13 protein-coding genes are annotated in these 13,944 nt (G+C 61.3%); 9 read left to right on the top strand and 4 right to left on the bottom strand.

From position 1 onward, the window contains the following. Nucleotides 1-46: 46 nt before the first annotated feature. Entirely contained in the window at nt 47-1,540 is a 1,494-nt protein-coding gene (locus R1A29_RS02995) for a CoA-acylating methylmalonate-semialdehyde dehydrogenase (protein ID WP_085711290.1), read from the bottom strand. Nucleotides 1,541-1,616: 76 nt separating this feature from the next. Further along, nucleotides 1,617-2,966, bottom strand: a complete 1,350-nt coding sequence (locus tag R1A29_RS02990) for an aspartate aminotransferase family protein (RefSeq protein WP_438300609.1) — start codon at nt 2,964-2,966, stop codon at nt 1,617-1,619. A gap of 139 nt (nt 2,967-3,105) precedes the next feature. On the opposite strand from R1A29_RS02990, the gene R1A29_RS02985 reads away from it, so the two are divergent. The 6 genes from R1A29_RS02985 (at nt 3,106) to R1A29_RS02960 (ending at nt 9,492) form a co-directional block, all read left to right on the top strand. Beyond that, complete coding sequence (locus R1A29_RS02985) at nt 3,106-4,026, top strand: LysR family transcriptional regulator (protein WP_007958517.1); 921 nt, start codon at nt 3,106-3,108, stop codon at nt 4,024-4,026. A gap of 94 nt (nt 4,027-4,120) precedes the next feature. Then, nucleotides 4,121-4,771 (top strand): TetR/AcrR family transcriptional regulator, encoded by a 651-nt coding sequence (locus tag R1A29_RS02980; protein WP_085711287.1) that lies wholly within the window; start codon nt 4,121-4,123, stop codon nt 4,769-4,771. 7 nt (nt 4,772-4,778) lie between these two features. Beyond that, the gene (locus R1A29_RS02975; protein WP_438300608.1) at nt 4,779-5,360 is read left to right on the top strand and encodes an IMPACT family protein; all 582 of its coding nucleotides are present in this window, start codon (nt 4,779-4,781) and stop codon (nt 5,358-5,360) included. Nucleotides 5,361-5,897: 537 nt separating this feature from the next. After that, on the top strand, nt 5,898-7,448 hold the full coding sequence (locus R1A29_RS02970; RefSeq protein WP_438300607.1) for an ABC transporter ATP-binding protein: 1,551 nt from the start codon (nt 5,898-5,900) through the stop codon (nt 7,446-7,448). 11 nt (nt 7,449-7,459) lie between these two features. Next, the gene (locus R1A29_RS02965; protein WP_438300606.1) at nt 7,460-8,566 is read left to right on the top strand and encodes an ABC transporter permease; all 1,107 of its coding nucleotides are present in this window, start codon (nt 7,460-7,462) and stop codon (nt 8,564-8,566) included. Continuing rightward, the gene (locus R1A29_RS02960; RefSeq protein WP_134825389.1) at nt 8,566-9,492 is read left to right on the top strand and encodes an ABC transporter permease; all 927 of its coding nucleotides are present in this window, start codon (nt 8,566-8,568) and stop codon (nt 9,490-9,492) included. Before R1A29_RS02965 ends, R1A29_RS02960 begins: the two co-directional genes overlap by 1 nt. Here R1A29_RS02960 and R1A29_RS02955 read toward each other — a convergent pair. After that, complete coding sequence (locus tag R1A29_RS02955; protein WP_438300605.1) at nt 9,460-9,888, bottom strand: hypothetical protein; 429 nt, start codon at nt 9,886-9,888, stop codon at nt 9,460-9,462. The genes R1A29_RS02960 and R1A29_RS02955 overlap by 33 nt on opposite strands. A gap of 83 nt (nt 9,889-9,971) precedes the next feature. Between R1A29_RS02955 and R1A29_RS02950 the strand changes: the two genes are divergently transcribed. The 3 genes from R1A29_RS02950 (at nt 9,972) to R1A29_RS02940 (ending at nt 12,586) form a co-directional block, all read left to right on the top strand. Beyond that, nucleotides 9,972-10,322 (top strand): MerR family transcriptional regulator, encoded by a 351-nt coding sequence (locus tag R1A29_RS02950; protein WP_408986543.1) that lies wholly within the window; start codon nt 9,972-9,974, stop codon nt 10,320-10,322. Between the two features lie 27 nt (nt 10,323-10,349). Further along, nucleotides 10,350-11,045, top strand: a complete 696-nt coding sequence (locus tag R1A29_RS02945; protein ID WP_119429996.1) for an SDR family oxidoreductase — start codon at nt 10,350-10,352, stop codon at nt 11,043-11,045. Between the two features lie 182 nt (nt 11,046-11,227). After that, the gene (locus tag R1A29_RS02940; protein WP_119429997.1) at nt 11,228-12,586 is read left to right on the top strand and encodes an 8-oxoguanine deaminase; all 1,359 of its coding nucleotides are present in this window, start codon (nt 11,228-11,230) and stop codon (nt 12,584-12,586) included. A 123-nt stretch (nt 12,587-12,709) separates the two neighbouring features. Here R1A29_RS02940 and R1A29_RS02935 read toward each other — a convergent pair whose 3' ends face one another. After that, complete coding sequence (locus R1A29_RS02935) at nt 12,710-13,801, bottom strand: calcium:proton antiporter (protein WP_248742986.1); 1,092 nt, start codon at nt 13,799-13,801, stop codon at nt 12,710-12,712. Nucleotides 13,802-13,944 lie beyond the last annotated feature (143 nt).

Raw genomic sequence — 13,944 nt, 5'->3', positions numbered from 1 at the left:
GAAGGCCGACCTTAAAAGGCCGGCCTTCTTTGCAATGCCCTTCTACTTACAAGCTAGGGAATGCGAATTGCGAAGCTTCATGACTCGCACGTTGTGGCCAGCGTTGGGTGATCGCCTTGCGACGGGTGTAGAAGCGCACACCATCCGGACCATAGGCATGCAGGTCGCCGAACAGCGAGCGCTTCCAGCCGCCGAAGCTGTGGTAAGCCACCGGCACCGGCAGCGGCACGTTGACACCGACCATGCCGACTTCGATCTCGTCGCAGAACAGACGCGCCGCTTCACCGTCACGGGTGAAGATGCAGGTGCCGTTGCCATATTCGTGATCGTTGATCAGTTGCATCGCCTCTTCCAGGCTGTTCACCCGAACGATGCACAATACCGGCCCGAAGATCTCTTCTTTATAGATGCGCATCTCGGGGGTGACGTTATCGAACAGGCAGCCGCCGAGGAAGAAGCCTTCTTCATGACCCGCAACGCTCAGACCACGACCGTCGACCACAAGGGTCGCGCCCGCCGCCACGCCGTCTTCGACATAGCCGCTGACCTTGTCGCGCGCCTGCCCCGTGACCAACGGCCCCATGTCCAGACCGCAAGAAGTGCCGGCACCGATTTTCAGCGCCTTGATCTGTGGAACCAGTTTCGCCACCAGTGCATCGGCTACCTGGTCGCCCACACACACGGCCACCGAAATCGCCATGCAGCGCTCGCCGCAGGAACCGTAAGCCGCGCCCATCAGTGCGCTGACCGCGTTGTCCAGATCCGCATCCGGCATCAGCACCGCGTGGTTCTTCGCGCCGCCCAGTGCCTGTACGCGTTTGCCGCGCTTGGTGCCTTCGGCATAGATGTACTCGGCAATCGGCGTCGAACCCACGAAGCTCAGCGCTTTGACTTCCGGTGCTTCGATCAGCGCATCCACTGCAGTCTTGTCGCCGTGCACTACGCTCAGCACGCCTTTCGGCAGGCCGGCTTCCAGCAGCAGTTGAGCGATCAGCAGGGTCGAGCTCGGATCACGCTCGGACGGCTTGAGGATGAAGCAGTTACCGCAGACGATCGCCAGCGGATACATCCACAGCGGCACCATCGCCGGAAAGTTGAACGGGGTGATACCGGCCACCACGCCCAGCGGCTGAAAGTCCGACCAGGCATCGATGTTCGGGCCCACGTTGCGGCTGTACTCACCCTTGAGGATTTCCGGAGCTGCACAGGCGAACTCGACGTTCTCGATGCCACGCTTCAGTTCACCGGCAGCATCTTCCAGGGTCTTGCCGTGTTCTTCACTGATCAATTGCGAGATGCGCGCTTCGTTCTGCTCCAGCAGTTGCTTGAAGCGGAACATGACCTGGGCACGTTTGGCCGGTGGCGTATTGCGCCAGGCCGGGAACGCAGCTTTGGCGGCATCGATGGCTTTCTGGATGGTTTCCTGGCTGGCCAGCGGCAGCTTGTGGATAGCCTGACCGGTGGACGGGTTGAACACATCGACCGCGCGACCGTTCTCGGTCACCAGTTCGCCATTGATCAAATGCGGGATAACGCTCATCGAAAACTCCTGAATTCTTGTGCGCAGACGCCCACAAGGGACGCCTGCTATTTGCGTAGCTATATAGAAGGAAAAATCAGTCGAGCTTGTTCAGCACTTCGCCGACCGCGTCGAACAGACGATCAAGGTCTTGCGGCTTGCTGTTGAAGGTTGGGCCGAACTGCAGGGTGTCGCCGCCGAAGCGCACGTAGAACCCGGCTTTCCACAACGCCATGCCGGCTTCGAACGGACGCACGATGGCGTCGCCGTCACGGCCCGCGATCTGGATCGCACCGGCCAGGCCGTAGTTACGAATGTCAATGACGTTCTTCGCACCTTTCAGGCCGTGCAGGGCATTTTCGAAATGCGGTGCAACTTCGGCCACGCTCTGCACCAGATTTTCCTTTTGCAGCAGGTCGAGTGCCGCCAAGCCTGCGGCGCAAGCCACCGGGTGCGCCGAATAGGTGTAGCCGTGCGGGAATTCCACGGCGTATTCCGGGGTCGGCTGGTTCATGAAGGTCTGGTAGATCTCGGAGCTGGCAATCACCGCACCCATCGGGATCGCGCCGTTGGTGACTTGCTTGGCGATGCACATCAGATCCGGGGTCACGCCAAAGGTGGTGGCGCCGAACATGGTGCCTGTACGGCCGAAACCGGTGATCACTTCGTCGAACACCAACAGAATGTTGTGCTGATCGCAGATCTCGCGCAGACGCTTCAGATAACCCTGTGGTGGAACCAGTACACCAGCGGAACCGGCCAGAGGCTCAACGAACACTGCTGCGATGTTCGAAGCATCGTGCAGTTCGATCAGCTTCAGCAGTTCATCGGCCAGGGCGATACCGCCCTGCTCCGGCATGCCACGGGAGAACGCATTGCTCGCCAGCAGAGTGTGCGGCAGGTGGTCGACATCCATCATCGCCTGGCCGAACAGCTTGCGGTTGCCATTGACGCCGCCGAGGCTGGTGCCGGCGATGTTCACGCCGTGGTAGCCACGGGCACGGCCGATCATTTTGGTTTTGGTCGACTGGCCTTTCAGACGCCAGTAGGCGCGGACCATTTTCACTGCGGTATCGGCGCACTCAGAGCCGGAGTCAGTGAAGAACACGTGGTTCAGGTTGCCCGGGGTCAGCTCGGTGATCTTCTCGGCCAGCTGGAACGACAGCGGGTGGCCGTACTGGAAGCCCGGCGAGTAATCGAGGGTGCCCAACTGCTTGGCCACCGCTTCCTGGATTTCCTTGCGGGTATGCCCGGCGCCGCAGGTCCACAGACCGGACAGCGAGTCGTACACCTTGCGGCCTTTATCGTCGATCAGCCAGCTGCCTTCGGCACCGACGATCAGACGCGGATCGCGCTGGAAGTTGCGGTTGGCGGTGTACGGCATCCAGTGCGCGTCCAGCTTCAGTTGGCTGGCCAGTGGCGACGGCGCGTTTTCAGGCATGTTCATCGGGCAAAACCTCGCAGGGCAATAAGCTTCAGGGAGATAAAAGTCGTTGTTGCAGCTAAGTTGCCACGCCGATAAAGTCGGTGAAATTCAACTCTTCTAACCTTCAGTTAGAACTCCGCTAAACAATGAGAACAACAAAATGAGCAGCCGCCGCCCCGATCCGCTGGCCCAGGTCAGTGACTTTGATATTCGCCTGCTGCGGATTTTTCGCAGCGTGGTGGAGTGCGGCGGCTTCTCGGCGGCGGAAACCGTGCTTGGCATCGGGCGCTCCGCGATCAGCCAGCAGATGAGCGATCTGGAACAACGCCTCGGCCTGCGCCTGTGCCAGCGCGGGCGCGCCGGTTTCTCCCTGACCGAAGAAGGTCGCGAGGTCTATCAATCGGCGTTGCAGCTTTTAAGTGCACTGGAAAGTTTTCGCACCGAGGTCAATGGCCTGCACCAGCACTTGCGCGGCGAATTGATCATCGGCCTGACCGACAACCTCGTCACCCTGCCCCACATGCGCATCACCCACGCGCTCGCGCAGTTGAAAGAGCGCGGGCCGGACGTGCAGATCCAGATCCGCATGATCGCTCCCAACGAAGTCGAACAAGGTGTACTCGACGGTCGCCTGCACGTCGGCGTGGTGCCGCAGGCCAGTGCGCTGTCCGGACTGGAATATCAGCCGCTGTACAGCGAGCGCTCGCTGCTTTATTGCGCGGTCGGCCATCCGCTGTTTTACGTCGATGACAAGCAACTGGATGACGAACGCCTGAACAGTCAGGACGCCATCGCGCCGACCTTCCGTCTGCCGGCGGAAATTCAGGCCCACTATCAGGCGCTCAACTGCACCGCCAGCGCCTCCGACCGCGAGGGTATGGCATTCCTGATTCTGACCGGTCGCTACATCGGTTATCTGCCGGATCACTACGCCAGTCTCTGGGTGCAACAGGGACGGCTGCGTGCGCTCAAGGCCAGCACGCGGTTCTATGATTTGAGCCTGGCCTCGGTCACCCGCAAGGGCCGGCGTCCGCATCTGGTGCTGGAAAGCTTTCTCGAAAGCCTCGCCGCCACCCGCTGATGACCGACGTTTTATTGCCCGGGGCTTGTCGCAGGCCGACGGTTGCGCTATCAACGCAACTGGTTGCACCCCACAGACAAACCCGGAAGTGCCTATGACCTTTGAAGTCCCTGCTCACGGTGGCAAACCTGCCAGCCGCATTCGTCAGAAGAACGAAGAGACCATCATCAAAGCCGCCGAAGACGAGTTCGCCCGTCACGGGTTCAAAGGCACCAGCATGAACACCATCGCCACCAAGGCCGGGTTGCCCAAGGCGAATCTGCATTACTACTTCACCAACAAGCTCGGGTTGTACGTGGCGGTGCTGAGCAACATCCTCGAGCTGTGGGACAGCACCTTCAACACCCTCACGGCCGAGGACGATCCGGCCGAAGCGCTGACCCGCTATATCCGCGCGAAAATGGAGTTTTCCCGCCGTCAGCCACAAGCGTCACGAATCTTCGCGATGGAAGTGATCAGCGGCGGCGAATGCCTCACCGAATATTTCAACCAGGACTACCGCGCCTGGTTCCAGGGCCGGGCCGCCGTGTTCCAGGCGTGGATCGATGCCGGCAAGATGGACCCGGTGGATCCGGTGCACCTGATTTTCCTGTTGTGGGGCAGCACCCAGCATTACGCCGACTTCGCCACGCAGATCTGCCGCGTCAGCGGTCGCAGCAAGTTGACCAAACAGGACATGGAAGACGCCGGCAACAACCTGATCCGCATCATTCTCAAGGGCTGCGGCCTCACTCCTTCTCTATAAGACGTTTATGCCATTTACCCTCAGCGGCTTCTGCGAGTTCCGCGAAGAGATTCGCAAAAGCCGTTTCATCACCTTCGCCGCGCCGATCAGCAGCCCTGCCGAGGCGCAAGCCTTCATCGAGCAGCACAGCGACTTGAACGCCTCGCACAATTGCTGGGCGTGGAAACTTGGCGACCAGTACCGCAGCAACGATGACGGTGAACCAGGCGGCACCGCCGGGCGGCCGATTCTCGCGGCCATCGAGGCGCAGGATTGCGATCAGGTCGCGGTGCTGGTGATCCGCTGGTACGGCGGCATTCAACTGGGCACCGGAGGCCTGGCCCGGGCCTATGGCGGCGGCGCCAACAAGTGCCTGCAAGCCGCGCCGAAAATCGAACTGATCAGCCGCGTGCCCCTGCGTTGTGCCTGCGGGTTTGCCGAACTGGCACTGGTGAAGTTACGAGTCGCGGATCTTGGCGGTCTGGTGGTGGAAGAAAACTTCACCGCCAATGGCGTCGAATTACAGCTGGCGGTGGGTGAGTCGCAGATTCCATTGCTGCAAAACCAGCTGGCCGATCTCAGCCGTGGACGCATCCTGCTCCAGCGCTGAACACCTGCAATATTTCGGGGCACGAGCAAATCCCCATATTCCAGAGAGTTGCCCACATCACCTGTGCACCCGACTGTGGATAACCTGAGCACACACCGCTGTAACCCTTCTGTCACGTGGCTTTGCGCGATTTGTACACTTTTCGCCCAAAGCACATGAAAAAAGTTTAATTCCAAGCAAAAACAATCAGTTAGATCTGTTTATCGCCATTGGGAGATAGCACCGGTGCGCTTATGCCAAGGTTGTCCGATTGCGCACAAATACTGTGGAGCAACCTGTGGATAACCCGTTCATGACTCACGTAGCCTCAGGTGCAGCTTGGCTCCGGCGGGATTGCTCGTTTTTTAACCAGAATTTCACGAGCAAAACTGGAGCCTGATCAAAGGCTTTGCGCTGAATTGGTGCTGCGAATCGGAGCAGTTTTACCTTCGCGGCTCTAGGTGAAGGGGCGCCGGGCAAACGCTTGAAGGGTTCCTGACTCAATGGCCAGGAAATTGCTTTATCCACAGGCACAACTCCAAGCAAGCCGAGCCTGTCATGCCCAACCCCACACCCACCCCGCGCCTGCAACTGCGCCGCATCAGCAAACGCTATCCCGGTTGCCTCGCCAATGACGCCATCGATCTGAGCATCGCCCCAGGTGAAATCCATGCGCTGCTTGGTGAAAACGGCGCGGGCAAAAGCACGCTGATGAAGATCATCTACGGCGCCACCCAGGCCGACTCGGGCGAAATGCTCTGGCAAGGGCAACCAGTGAACATGCGCAATCCGGCGCAGGCCCGGCAGTTGGGCATCGGCATGGTGTTCCAGCATTTCTCGCTGTTCGAAACCCTGACCGTGGCGCAGAACATTGCGCTGGCGATGGGTCCGGCCGCCGGGACGCCGAAACAGCTTGAACCGAAAATCCGCGAAGTGTCCCGCCGTTATGGCATGGCGCTGGAACCGGAACGACTTGTCCACAGCCTGTCGATCGGCGAGCGCCAGCGAGTGGAAATCGTGCGTTGCCTGATGCAGGACATTCGTCTGCTGATTCTCGACGAACCGACCTCGGTGCTCACCCCGCAGGAGGCCGACGATCTGTTCATCACCCTGCGTCGGCTGGCTGCCGAGGGCTGCAGCATTCTGTTCATCAGCCACAAACTTGGCGAGGTCCGCGCCTTGTGCCACAGCGCCACGGTTCTGCGCGGCGGCCGGGTGGCCGGACATTGCGTACCGGCGCAATGCTCCGACCAGCAACTGGCGCAACTGATGGTCGGCGAGTCGGCGGCGCTGATCGGCGAGTTTCCGAAAGCCAGTGGCGGCGCGACATTCCTGCAGGTTAGCGGATTGAACTGGCACAACCCCGATCCGTTCGGCTGTTCGTTGACCGACATCGACTTGCAAGTGCGCAGCGGCGAAATCGTCGGCATCGCCGGGGTGGCAGGCAACGGACAGGACGAGTTACTGGCGTTGCTCAGCGGCGAACAGACTCTGCCACGCAACGTCGCAGCCACTATTCGTTTCGGTGAACACGCGGTAGCCGATCTGCGCCCGGATGCACGGCGCAGACTCGGTCTCGCATTCGTTCCTGCCGAGCGTCTCGGTCACGGCGCGGTGCCGGAGTTGAGCCTGGCGGATAACGCCCTGCTCACAGCCTTTCAGCAAGGGCTGGTCAGCCACGGTTTGATCGAGCGCAACAAAGTCGAATCCCTCGCCCAGGCAATCATCCAGCGCTTCGGAGTAAAAACCCCGGACACCCAAACCGCCGCCCGCAGCCTGTCCGGCGGCAACCTGCAGAAATTCATCCTCGGCCGGGAAATCCTCCAGCAGCCGAAACTGCTGATCGCCGCGCACCCGACCTGGGGCGTGGATGTCGGCGCGGCGGCGGTGATCCATCGCGCCCTGATCGCCCTGCGCGATGCCGGCGCGGCGATCCTGGTGATATCCGAAGACCTCGACGAGCTGTTCCAGATCAGCGACCGCCTCGGTGCGCTCTGCGGCGGGCGGATGTCGGCGCTGCAAGACACGGCGCAAACCCGAATCAGCGATATCGGTGGCTGGATGGCCGGCCAGTTCCACAGCCCTCAACCTCAACCCGCTGCGGTTTAACGGAGTTTTTCATGCTGCTTTCCCTCGAACCCCGTGGCCGGCAATCGCGCCTGATGTTGTGGTGCTCGCCGTTGTTGGCGGCGGTGCTGACCCTCGGCTGTGGCTCGCTGCTGTTCATCGCTCTCGGCCATGATCCGCTGCAAACCTTGCACACCTTGCTGATCGCGCCGGTCAGCGACTTGTATGGCGTGTCCGAATTATTGGTCAAGGCGTTGCCGATCCTGCTCTGCGCCCTGGGCCTCGCGGTGGCCTATCAGGCGCGGATCTGGAACATCGGTGCCGAAGGCCAGTTGTTGCTCGGTGCATTGGCCGGCAGTGCGCTGGCGGTGAACATCATCGACATGCAAAGCCGCTGGGCACTGGTGCTGATCCTGCTCACCGGCACACTCGCCGGCGCCGCGTGGGCCGGGCTCACCGCCTGGCTGCGCACGCGCTTCAACGCCAACGAAATCCTCACCAGCATCATGCTCAATTACATCGCGCTGAACCTGCTGCTGTTCTGCGTCCACGGGCCTTTGAAGGACCCGGCCGGGTACAACTTTCCCGAGTCGGCAATGTTCGGCGACGCCAGCCGCCTGCCGTTGTTGATGGAGGATGGCCGGGTTCACGCCGGAGTGTATTTCGCTCTGCTGGCGCTGGTGGCGGTGTGGGTGTTGTTGCAAAAAAGCTTTGTCGGCTTTCAGATCAAGGTGCTCGGGCAGGATAAACGTGCGGCAGGATTTGCCGGGTTTCGCGAGAAGCGTCTGATCTGGTTCGCGCTGTTGATCAGCGGAGGATTGGCGGGACTTGCCGGTGTCTGCGAAGTCACTGGTCCGATCGGCCAACTGGTGCCGCAGGTCTCGCCGGGCTACGGCTATGCGGCGATCACCGTGGCGTTTCTCGGGCGGCTCAACCCCATCGGTATTCTGTTTTCCAGCCTGTTGATGGCGCTGCTGTACATCGGTGGCGAGAGCGCGCAGATGACGCTGAACCTGCCGCAGGCGATCACCCAGTTGTTCCAGGGAATGATGCTGTTTTTCCTGCTGGCCTGTGACGTGCTGATCCTCTACCGGCCACGCCTGAACCTGCGCTGGGTGCGGCGCACTTCAACCACCGCCGTAACCGCCGGAGCGCTGTGATGGACATCGATCTGCTGAGCAATGTTTTCTACGCCATGGTGCGTTGCGGCACACCACTTCTGCTGGTGGCGCTGGGTGAATTGATTTGCGAGAAGAGCGGCGTGCTCAACCTCGGGCAGGAAGGGATGATGCTGTTTGGCGCGGTGATCGGTTTCATCGTCGCCTTCAACAGCGGCAACCTGTGGCTCGGCGTTTTACTGGCGATGCTCGCGGGGATGCTGTTGTCATCGCTGTTTGCCCTGGTGGCGCTGGTGTTCAATGCCAATCAGGTGGCAACCGGGTTGGCGCTGACGATTTTTGGCGTGGGCCTGTCGACCTTTGTCGGCGCAGCGTGGGTCGGCAAACCGCTGGCGGGATTCGAGCCACTGGCGATTCCCTACCTGAGTGAAATCCCGCTGATCGGCCGCATGCTGTTTGCCCAGGATCTGCTGGTGTACCTGTCGTTCGCGCTGTTTGCGCTGGTGGCCTGGGTGATCGTGAAAAGCCGTGTCGGGCTGATCATTCAAGCGGTCGGCGAGAATCCCGATGCAGCCAGTGCCATGGGCCTGCCCGTACTGACCGTGCGTACGCTGGCCGTATTGTTCGGCGGCGCGATGGCCGGACTGGCCGGGGCTTATCTTTCGCTGGCGTACACGCCGATGTGGGCCGAGAACATGACCGCCGGACGCGGCTGGATCGCCCTCGCGCTGGTGGTGTTCGCCAGTTGGCGGGTGTGGCGGTTGTTGCTCGGCGCGTACCTGTTCGGCCTCGCCAGCATCCTGCACCTGGTGGCGCAGGGGTTGGGGCTGGCGATTCCATCGAGTCTGCTGGCGATGCTGCCGTACGTCGCGACCATCCTGGTGCTGGTGTTGTTGTCGCGGGATGCAGTGCGTACGCGGTTGTATGCGCCGGTGTCACTGGGCCAGCCGTGGCAGGCCGGACACTGAGGGGCTTTTAACAGGCAACACCTGAGCAATGCCCCACGCCAGTTCGAAGAGCAGGAAACCCACCAGCAACGAACTGGCGCCGTGGGCCAGGGCATACGCCTGCCACGCGGCGAACAGAAACCGCGCCACCGCGTCATAGCGTCCATAAACCTGCTGCGGATCACGAATCCGCAGCACCGCCCACACGCAAACCACCGAGCCCAGCAGGTTCGCCATCAACAGGTGCACAGATTCGAACGGCGGCAACTCACCGGGCAGGTTCAGCGCCTGACTCAGCGCCGTCAAAACCCCATGCAGCGCGGCAAAACTCCACGGCGTGGCAAACGCAGCCGTCACGATCAAGTCATACCAGGCACTGCCACGCACCAGGTTGCGATACTGCGTTGAAGTCCACATCGTCCTTGCTCCGAAAATTCAGGGAGCAACCACGGTAAAGCCTGGAGTATGCTCCAGGGTCAAACACTTTCGAGATGTCCTTGATGCGCATCGGTGAACTGGCCCAGAGCTGCGATGTCAGCCGTGACACGCTGCGTTTCTACGAGGAACGCGGATTGATTGCAGCGCAACGCAGCGCCAACGGCTATCGCGACTATCCGCCGGAGATGGTGCAACTGGTGCTGTACATCAAGACGGCGCAGCGTCTGGGCTTTACCCTCGGCGAGATCGGCAGCAGCGTTGGCGCGCTGTGGCAATCGCCGGATCCGGACAGCGCCGTCACGCAACTGCTGCAAGACAAGCTCAAGCTGATCGAAACCCGCATGGCCGAACTGGGCGAGCTGCGCCACGAGTTGCAGCAACGGCTCGGTCAACGCTGTCCATTGAACCCGTGATCTTTCAACTTTCAAGGAAAGCCAATCATGTCCGCACTTAATCCTGCCAAGCACGCACTGATCATCGGCGCCTCCCGGGGCCTGGGCCTGGGTCTGGTGAAAACCCTGCTGGCCGACGGCTGGCAAGTCACCGCCACGGTTCGCAACCCTGCGAATGCCGAGGCGCTGAAAGCACTGGGCAACGTGCAGATCGAAAAACTCGACATGGACGACCAGCAAGCGGTAATCGCCCTGAGCCAGCAGCTCAAGGGCGAGACCTTCGACCTGCTGTTCGTCAACGCCGGGGTCAAAGGCCCTGACGTGCAGACCCCGGGCGGCGCGACGCTGGCGGAAGTCGGCCAGTTGTTCTTCACCAACGCCGTGGCGCCGATCAATCTGGCCCAGCGCTTCGTCGGGCAGATCCGCGACGGCAGCGGCGTGCTGGCGTTCATGAGCTCGGTGCTGGGCAGCGTGACCATGCCCGACGCGCCGGAACTGGCGCTGTACAAGGCCAGCAAAGCAGCGCTGAACTCGATGACCAACAGCTTCGTCACGCAGTTGGGCGAGCAGAAACTCACCGTGCTGTCGCTGCATCCGGGCTGGGTGAAAACCGACATGGGCGGCGAAGGTGCCGACATCGACGTGGAAACCAGCACCCGTGGTCTGGTGGATCAAGTGGACGCGTTTGCCGGCAAGGGCGGCCATCACTTCGTGAACTACAAGGGTGAAACCATTCCCTGGTAAGCACTGGACCCTGTGGGGCTCGCTCCCACAGGGTTATCCCGGTGTCTGGTCGGGTTGGACTTGCCCGCCGTAAAATTTTGTTCGAAACTCCGCACCTCGTCCTTCGCGGCGACCCTGGATCAGCAGACAGGGCAACACTGAGCTGGCAACCCTGAACCCAACTTTCAGAGGAGCCGGCCACAATGCCTGCGACCCGTATCTGGTTAAAAAATCCCCTCGCCATTTTCACGGCCAACGGTCTCGATGCCCGTGGCGGTCTGGTGCTGCAAGACGGTGTAATCACCGAAGTGCTCGGCGCCGGTCAGCAGCCGTCGACCCCGTGCAATGAAGTGTTCGACGCCCGTGAACATGTGATCCTGCCGGGCCTGATCAACACCCATCACCACTTCTATCAGACCCTGACCCGCGCCTGGGCGCCGGTGGTCAATCAGCCGTTGTTCCCGTGGCTGAAAACCCTGTACCCGGTGTGGGCGCGCCTGACGCCTGAAAAACTCGCCCTCGCCACCAAAGTCGCGCTGGCCGAGTTGCTGCTGTCGGGCTGCACCACCGCTGCCGATCACCATTACCTGTTCCCGGACGGCCTGGAAAACGCCATCGACGTGCAAGTCGAAACCGTGCGCGAACTGGGCATGCGCGCCATGCTCACCCGTGGTTCGATGAGCCTCGGCGAGAAGGACGGCGGCCTGCCTCCGCAGCAGACCGTGCAGGAAGGCCAGGTGATTCTCGACGACAGCCAGCGGCTGATTCACGAGTACCACGAACGTGGCGACGGCGCGCAAATCCAGATCGCCCTGGCACCGTGCTCGCCGTTCTCGGTGACCCCGGAAATCATGTCCGCCAGCGCCGAACTGGCGAACAAACTCGATGTGCGTCTGCACACTCACCTTGCCGAAACACTCGACGAAGAAGATTTCTGCCTGCAACGCTTCGGCCTGCGCACCGTGGATTATCTGGACAGCGTCGGCTGGCTCGGCCCGCGCACCTGGCTGGCCCACGGCATCCACTTCAACCCCGACGAAATCGCCCGCCTTGGCGCGGCCGGCACCGGCATCTGCCATTGCCCGAGCTCGAACATGCGCCTGGCGTCTGGCATCTGCCCGAGTATCGAACTGACCGATGCCGGGGCATTGTTCGGTATCGGTGTGGATGGTTCGGCGTCCAACGATGCGTCGAACATGATCCTCGAAGCGCGTCAGGCGCTGTACATTCAGCGCCTGCGTTATGGTGCCGAGAAGATCACCCCGGAGCGTGTGCTGGGCTGGGCAACCAAGGGTTCGGCGAGCCTGCTGGGCCGTACCGACATCGGTGAACTGGCGGTGGGCAAGCAGGCGGATCTGGCGTTGTTCAAGCTGGATGAGCTGCGCTTCTCCGGCAGCCATGACCCGATCTCGGCGCTGCTGTTGTGCGGTGCGGACCGGGCGGATCGGGTGATGGTCGGCGGCAAGTGGCGCGTGGTTGACGGGCAGGTTGAAGGGCTGGATCTCAAAGGCCTGATTGCCGATCACAGTCAGGCGGCGCGGCAGTTGATCGCCGGTTCCTGATTCCCCGGTACTTAACCTGTGGGAGCTAGCCTGCTAGCGAATGCGATCTGTCAGTAAACAGAGATGTTGACTGATGTACCGTAATCGCTAGCAGGCTAGCTCCCGCAGTGGTTTCTGGTGGGCTCAAAGTCCCAGCAGCGACAACATGATGAACGTCGCAAACAGCACAAAGTGCGTCATGCCCTCAATGGCATTGGTCTCGCCGTCATTGAGGTTGATCGCGCTGACGATCAGCGTGATGAAGATCATCACCGTCTGCACCGGCGTCATCGCCATCTGAAACGGCTGCCCCGTGTAGAGCGCCATCGCCTCCATCACCGGCACGGTCAGGATCACCGTCGACAACGATGCGCCCATCGCAATGTTGACCACCGACTGCATGCGGTTGGCCAGCGCTGCTCGTAATGCGGTCAGAATCTCCGGCGCTGCCGAGATCGCCGCCACCAGAATCGCCGTGATCACCGGCGGTGCGCCCGTCCCTTCCAGCCCCAGATCGAGGGTCTTGGACATCACCTCGGCCAGTGCACCGATCACCACCACACCGAACACCAGAATGGCAATCGACAACGGCAGATTGACCTTCTCCGGTTCCTCCTCCGGCGGCTGTTTCTTGCGGCGCTTGTCCGGGTAGCTGTAGCTGAAAAAGTAACTGTGCGGCCCGACCTGCATCCGCAGGAACAACGCGTAAAGCACCACCATCGCGCCGATGGTGAACGCCGAATAGATTTTCCAGTTGGCTTCGGGAATGAACTCCGGCACCACCATCGACACGCCCATGGCGGTGAGGATCATCACGCTGTAACTGCGGGCCGAGTCGTCGTTGTAGGACTGCTCGCCATGTTTGATCCCACCCATCAGCGCGGCGAGGCCGAGGATGCCGTTGATGTCGAGCATCACTGCCGAATAGATCGTGTCGCGCACCAGTGTGGCGGAGGCTTCGTTGCTCATCATGATTGCCAGGATCACCACTTCCACCAGCACGGCGGCGAGGGTCAGGATCATCGTGCCGTAAGGGTCGCCGACTTTTTCCGCGAGCAGTTCGGCCTGATGGGCAACGCGCATCGAGGCGGCGACGATGAATGCGATCAGCACCAGCCCGGCTGTCAGCGCGACGACCTGGCCACTATGTAGCAACCAGTGCTCCAGCGGATACGCAACGACGGCCGCGATCAGGGCCAGCAGCAGAAAGCTTTCTTGCTTGAGGATCGTGAGCATGGCGGGCCTTCGGTTGCCGGGGGCGAATGAGTTACTGACTGCGAAGCGGCGCTGATGGTTCGTTACACCTTAGCGCACCAGTGGATAGCGTCCCTTTACGGACATGCACTTTTTTCGGCCCGGCCGGCCTCATCGCGAGCAAG

The organism is Pseudomonas sp. NMS19W (genome assembly GCF_051554255.1).
In the GTDB taxonomy this organism is placed as follows: Bacteria; Pseudomonadota; Gammaproteobacteria; order Pseudomonadales; family Pseudomonadaceae; genus Aquipseudomonas; species Aquipseudomonas kribbensis.
The sequence above is the reverse complement of the archived record's forward strand: the minus strand, read 5'-3'. Positions and strand labels throughout refer to the sequence as shown.

Coding starts and splice junctions, on each gene's coding strand:
- R1A29_RS02955 (WP_438300605.1), bottom strand. CDS start 9,888: ATGTGGACTTCAACGCAGTATCGCAACCTGGTGCGTGGCAGTGCCTGG.
- R1A29_RS02950 (WP_408986543.1), top strand. CDS start 9,972: ATGCGCATCGGTGAACTGGCCCAGAGCTGCGATGTCAGCCGTGACACG.
- R1A29_RS02960 (WP_134825389.1), top strand. CDS start 8,566: ATGGACATCGATCTGCTGAGCAATGTTTTCTACGCCATGGTGCGTTGC.
- R1A29_RS02940 (WP_119429997.1), top strand. CDS start 11,228: ATGCCTGCGACCCGTATCTGGTTAAAAAATCCCCTCGCCATTTTCACG.
- R1A29_RS02935 (WP_248742986.1), bottom strand. CDS start 13,801: ATGCTCACGATCCTCAAGCAAGAAAGCTTTCTGCTGCTGGCCCTGATC.
- R1A29_RS02970 (WP_438300607.1), top strand. CDS start 5,898: ATGCCCAACCCCACACCCACCCCGCGCCTGCAACTGCGCCGCATCAGC.
- R1A29_RS02965 (WP_438300606.1), top strand. CDS start 7,460: ATGCTGCTTTCCCTCGAACCCCGTGGCCGGCAATCGCGCCTGATGTTG.
- R1A29_RS02980 (WP_085711287.1), top strand. CDS start 4,121: ATGACCTTTGAAGTCCCTGCTCACGGTGGCAAACCTGCCAGCCGCATT.
- R1A29_RS02945 (WP_119429996.1), top strand. CDS start 10,350: ATGTCCGCACTTAATCCTGCCAAGCACGCACTGATCATCGGCGCCTCC.
- R1A29_RS02995 (WP_085711290.1), bottom strand. CDS start 1,540: ATGAGCGTTATCCCGCATTTGATCAATGGCGAACTGGTGACCGAGAAC.
- R1A29_RS02990 (WP_438300609.1), bottom strand. CDS start 2,966: ATGAACATGCCTGAAAACGCGCCGTCGCCACTGGCCAGCCAACTGAAG.
- R1A29_RS02985 (WP_007958517.1), top strand. CDS start 3,106: ATGAGCAGCCGCCGCCCCGATCCGCTGGCCCAGGTCAGTGACTTTGAT.
- R1A29_RS02975 (WP_438300608.1), top strand. CDS start 4,779: ATGCCATTTACCCTCAGCGGCTTCTGCGAGTTCCGCGAAGAGATTCGC.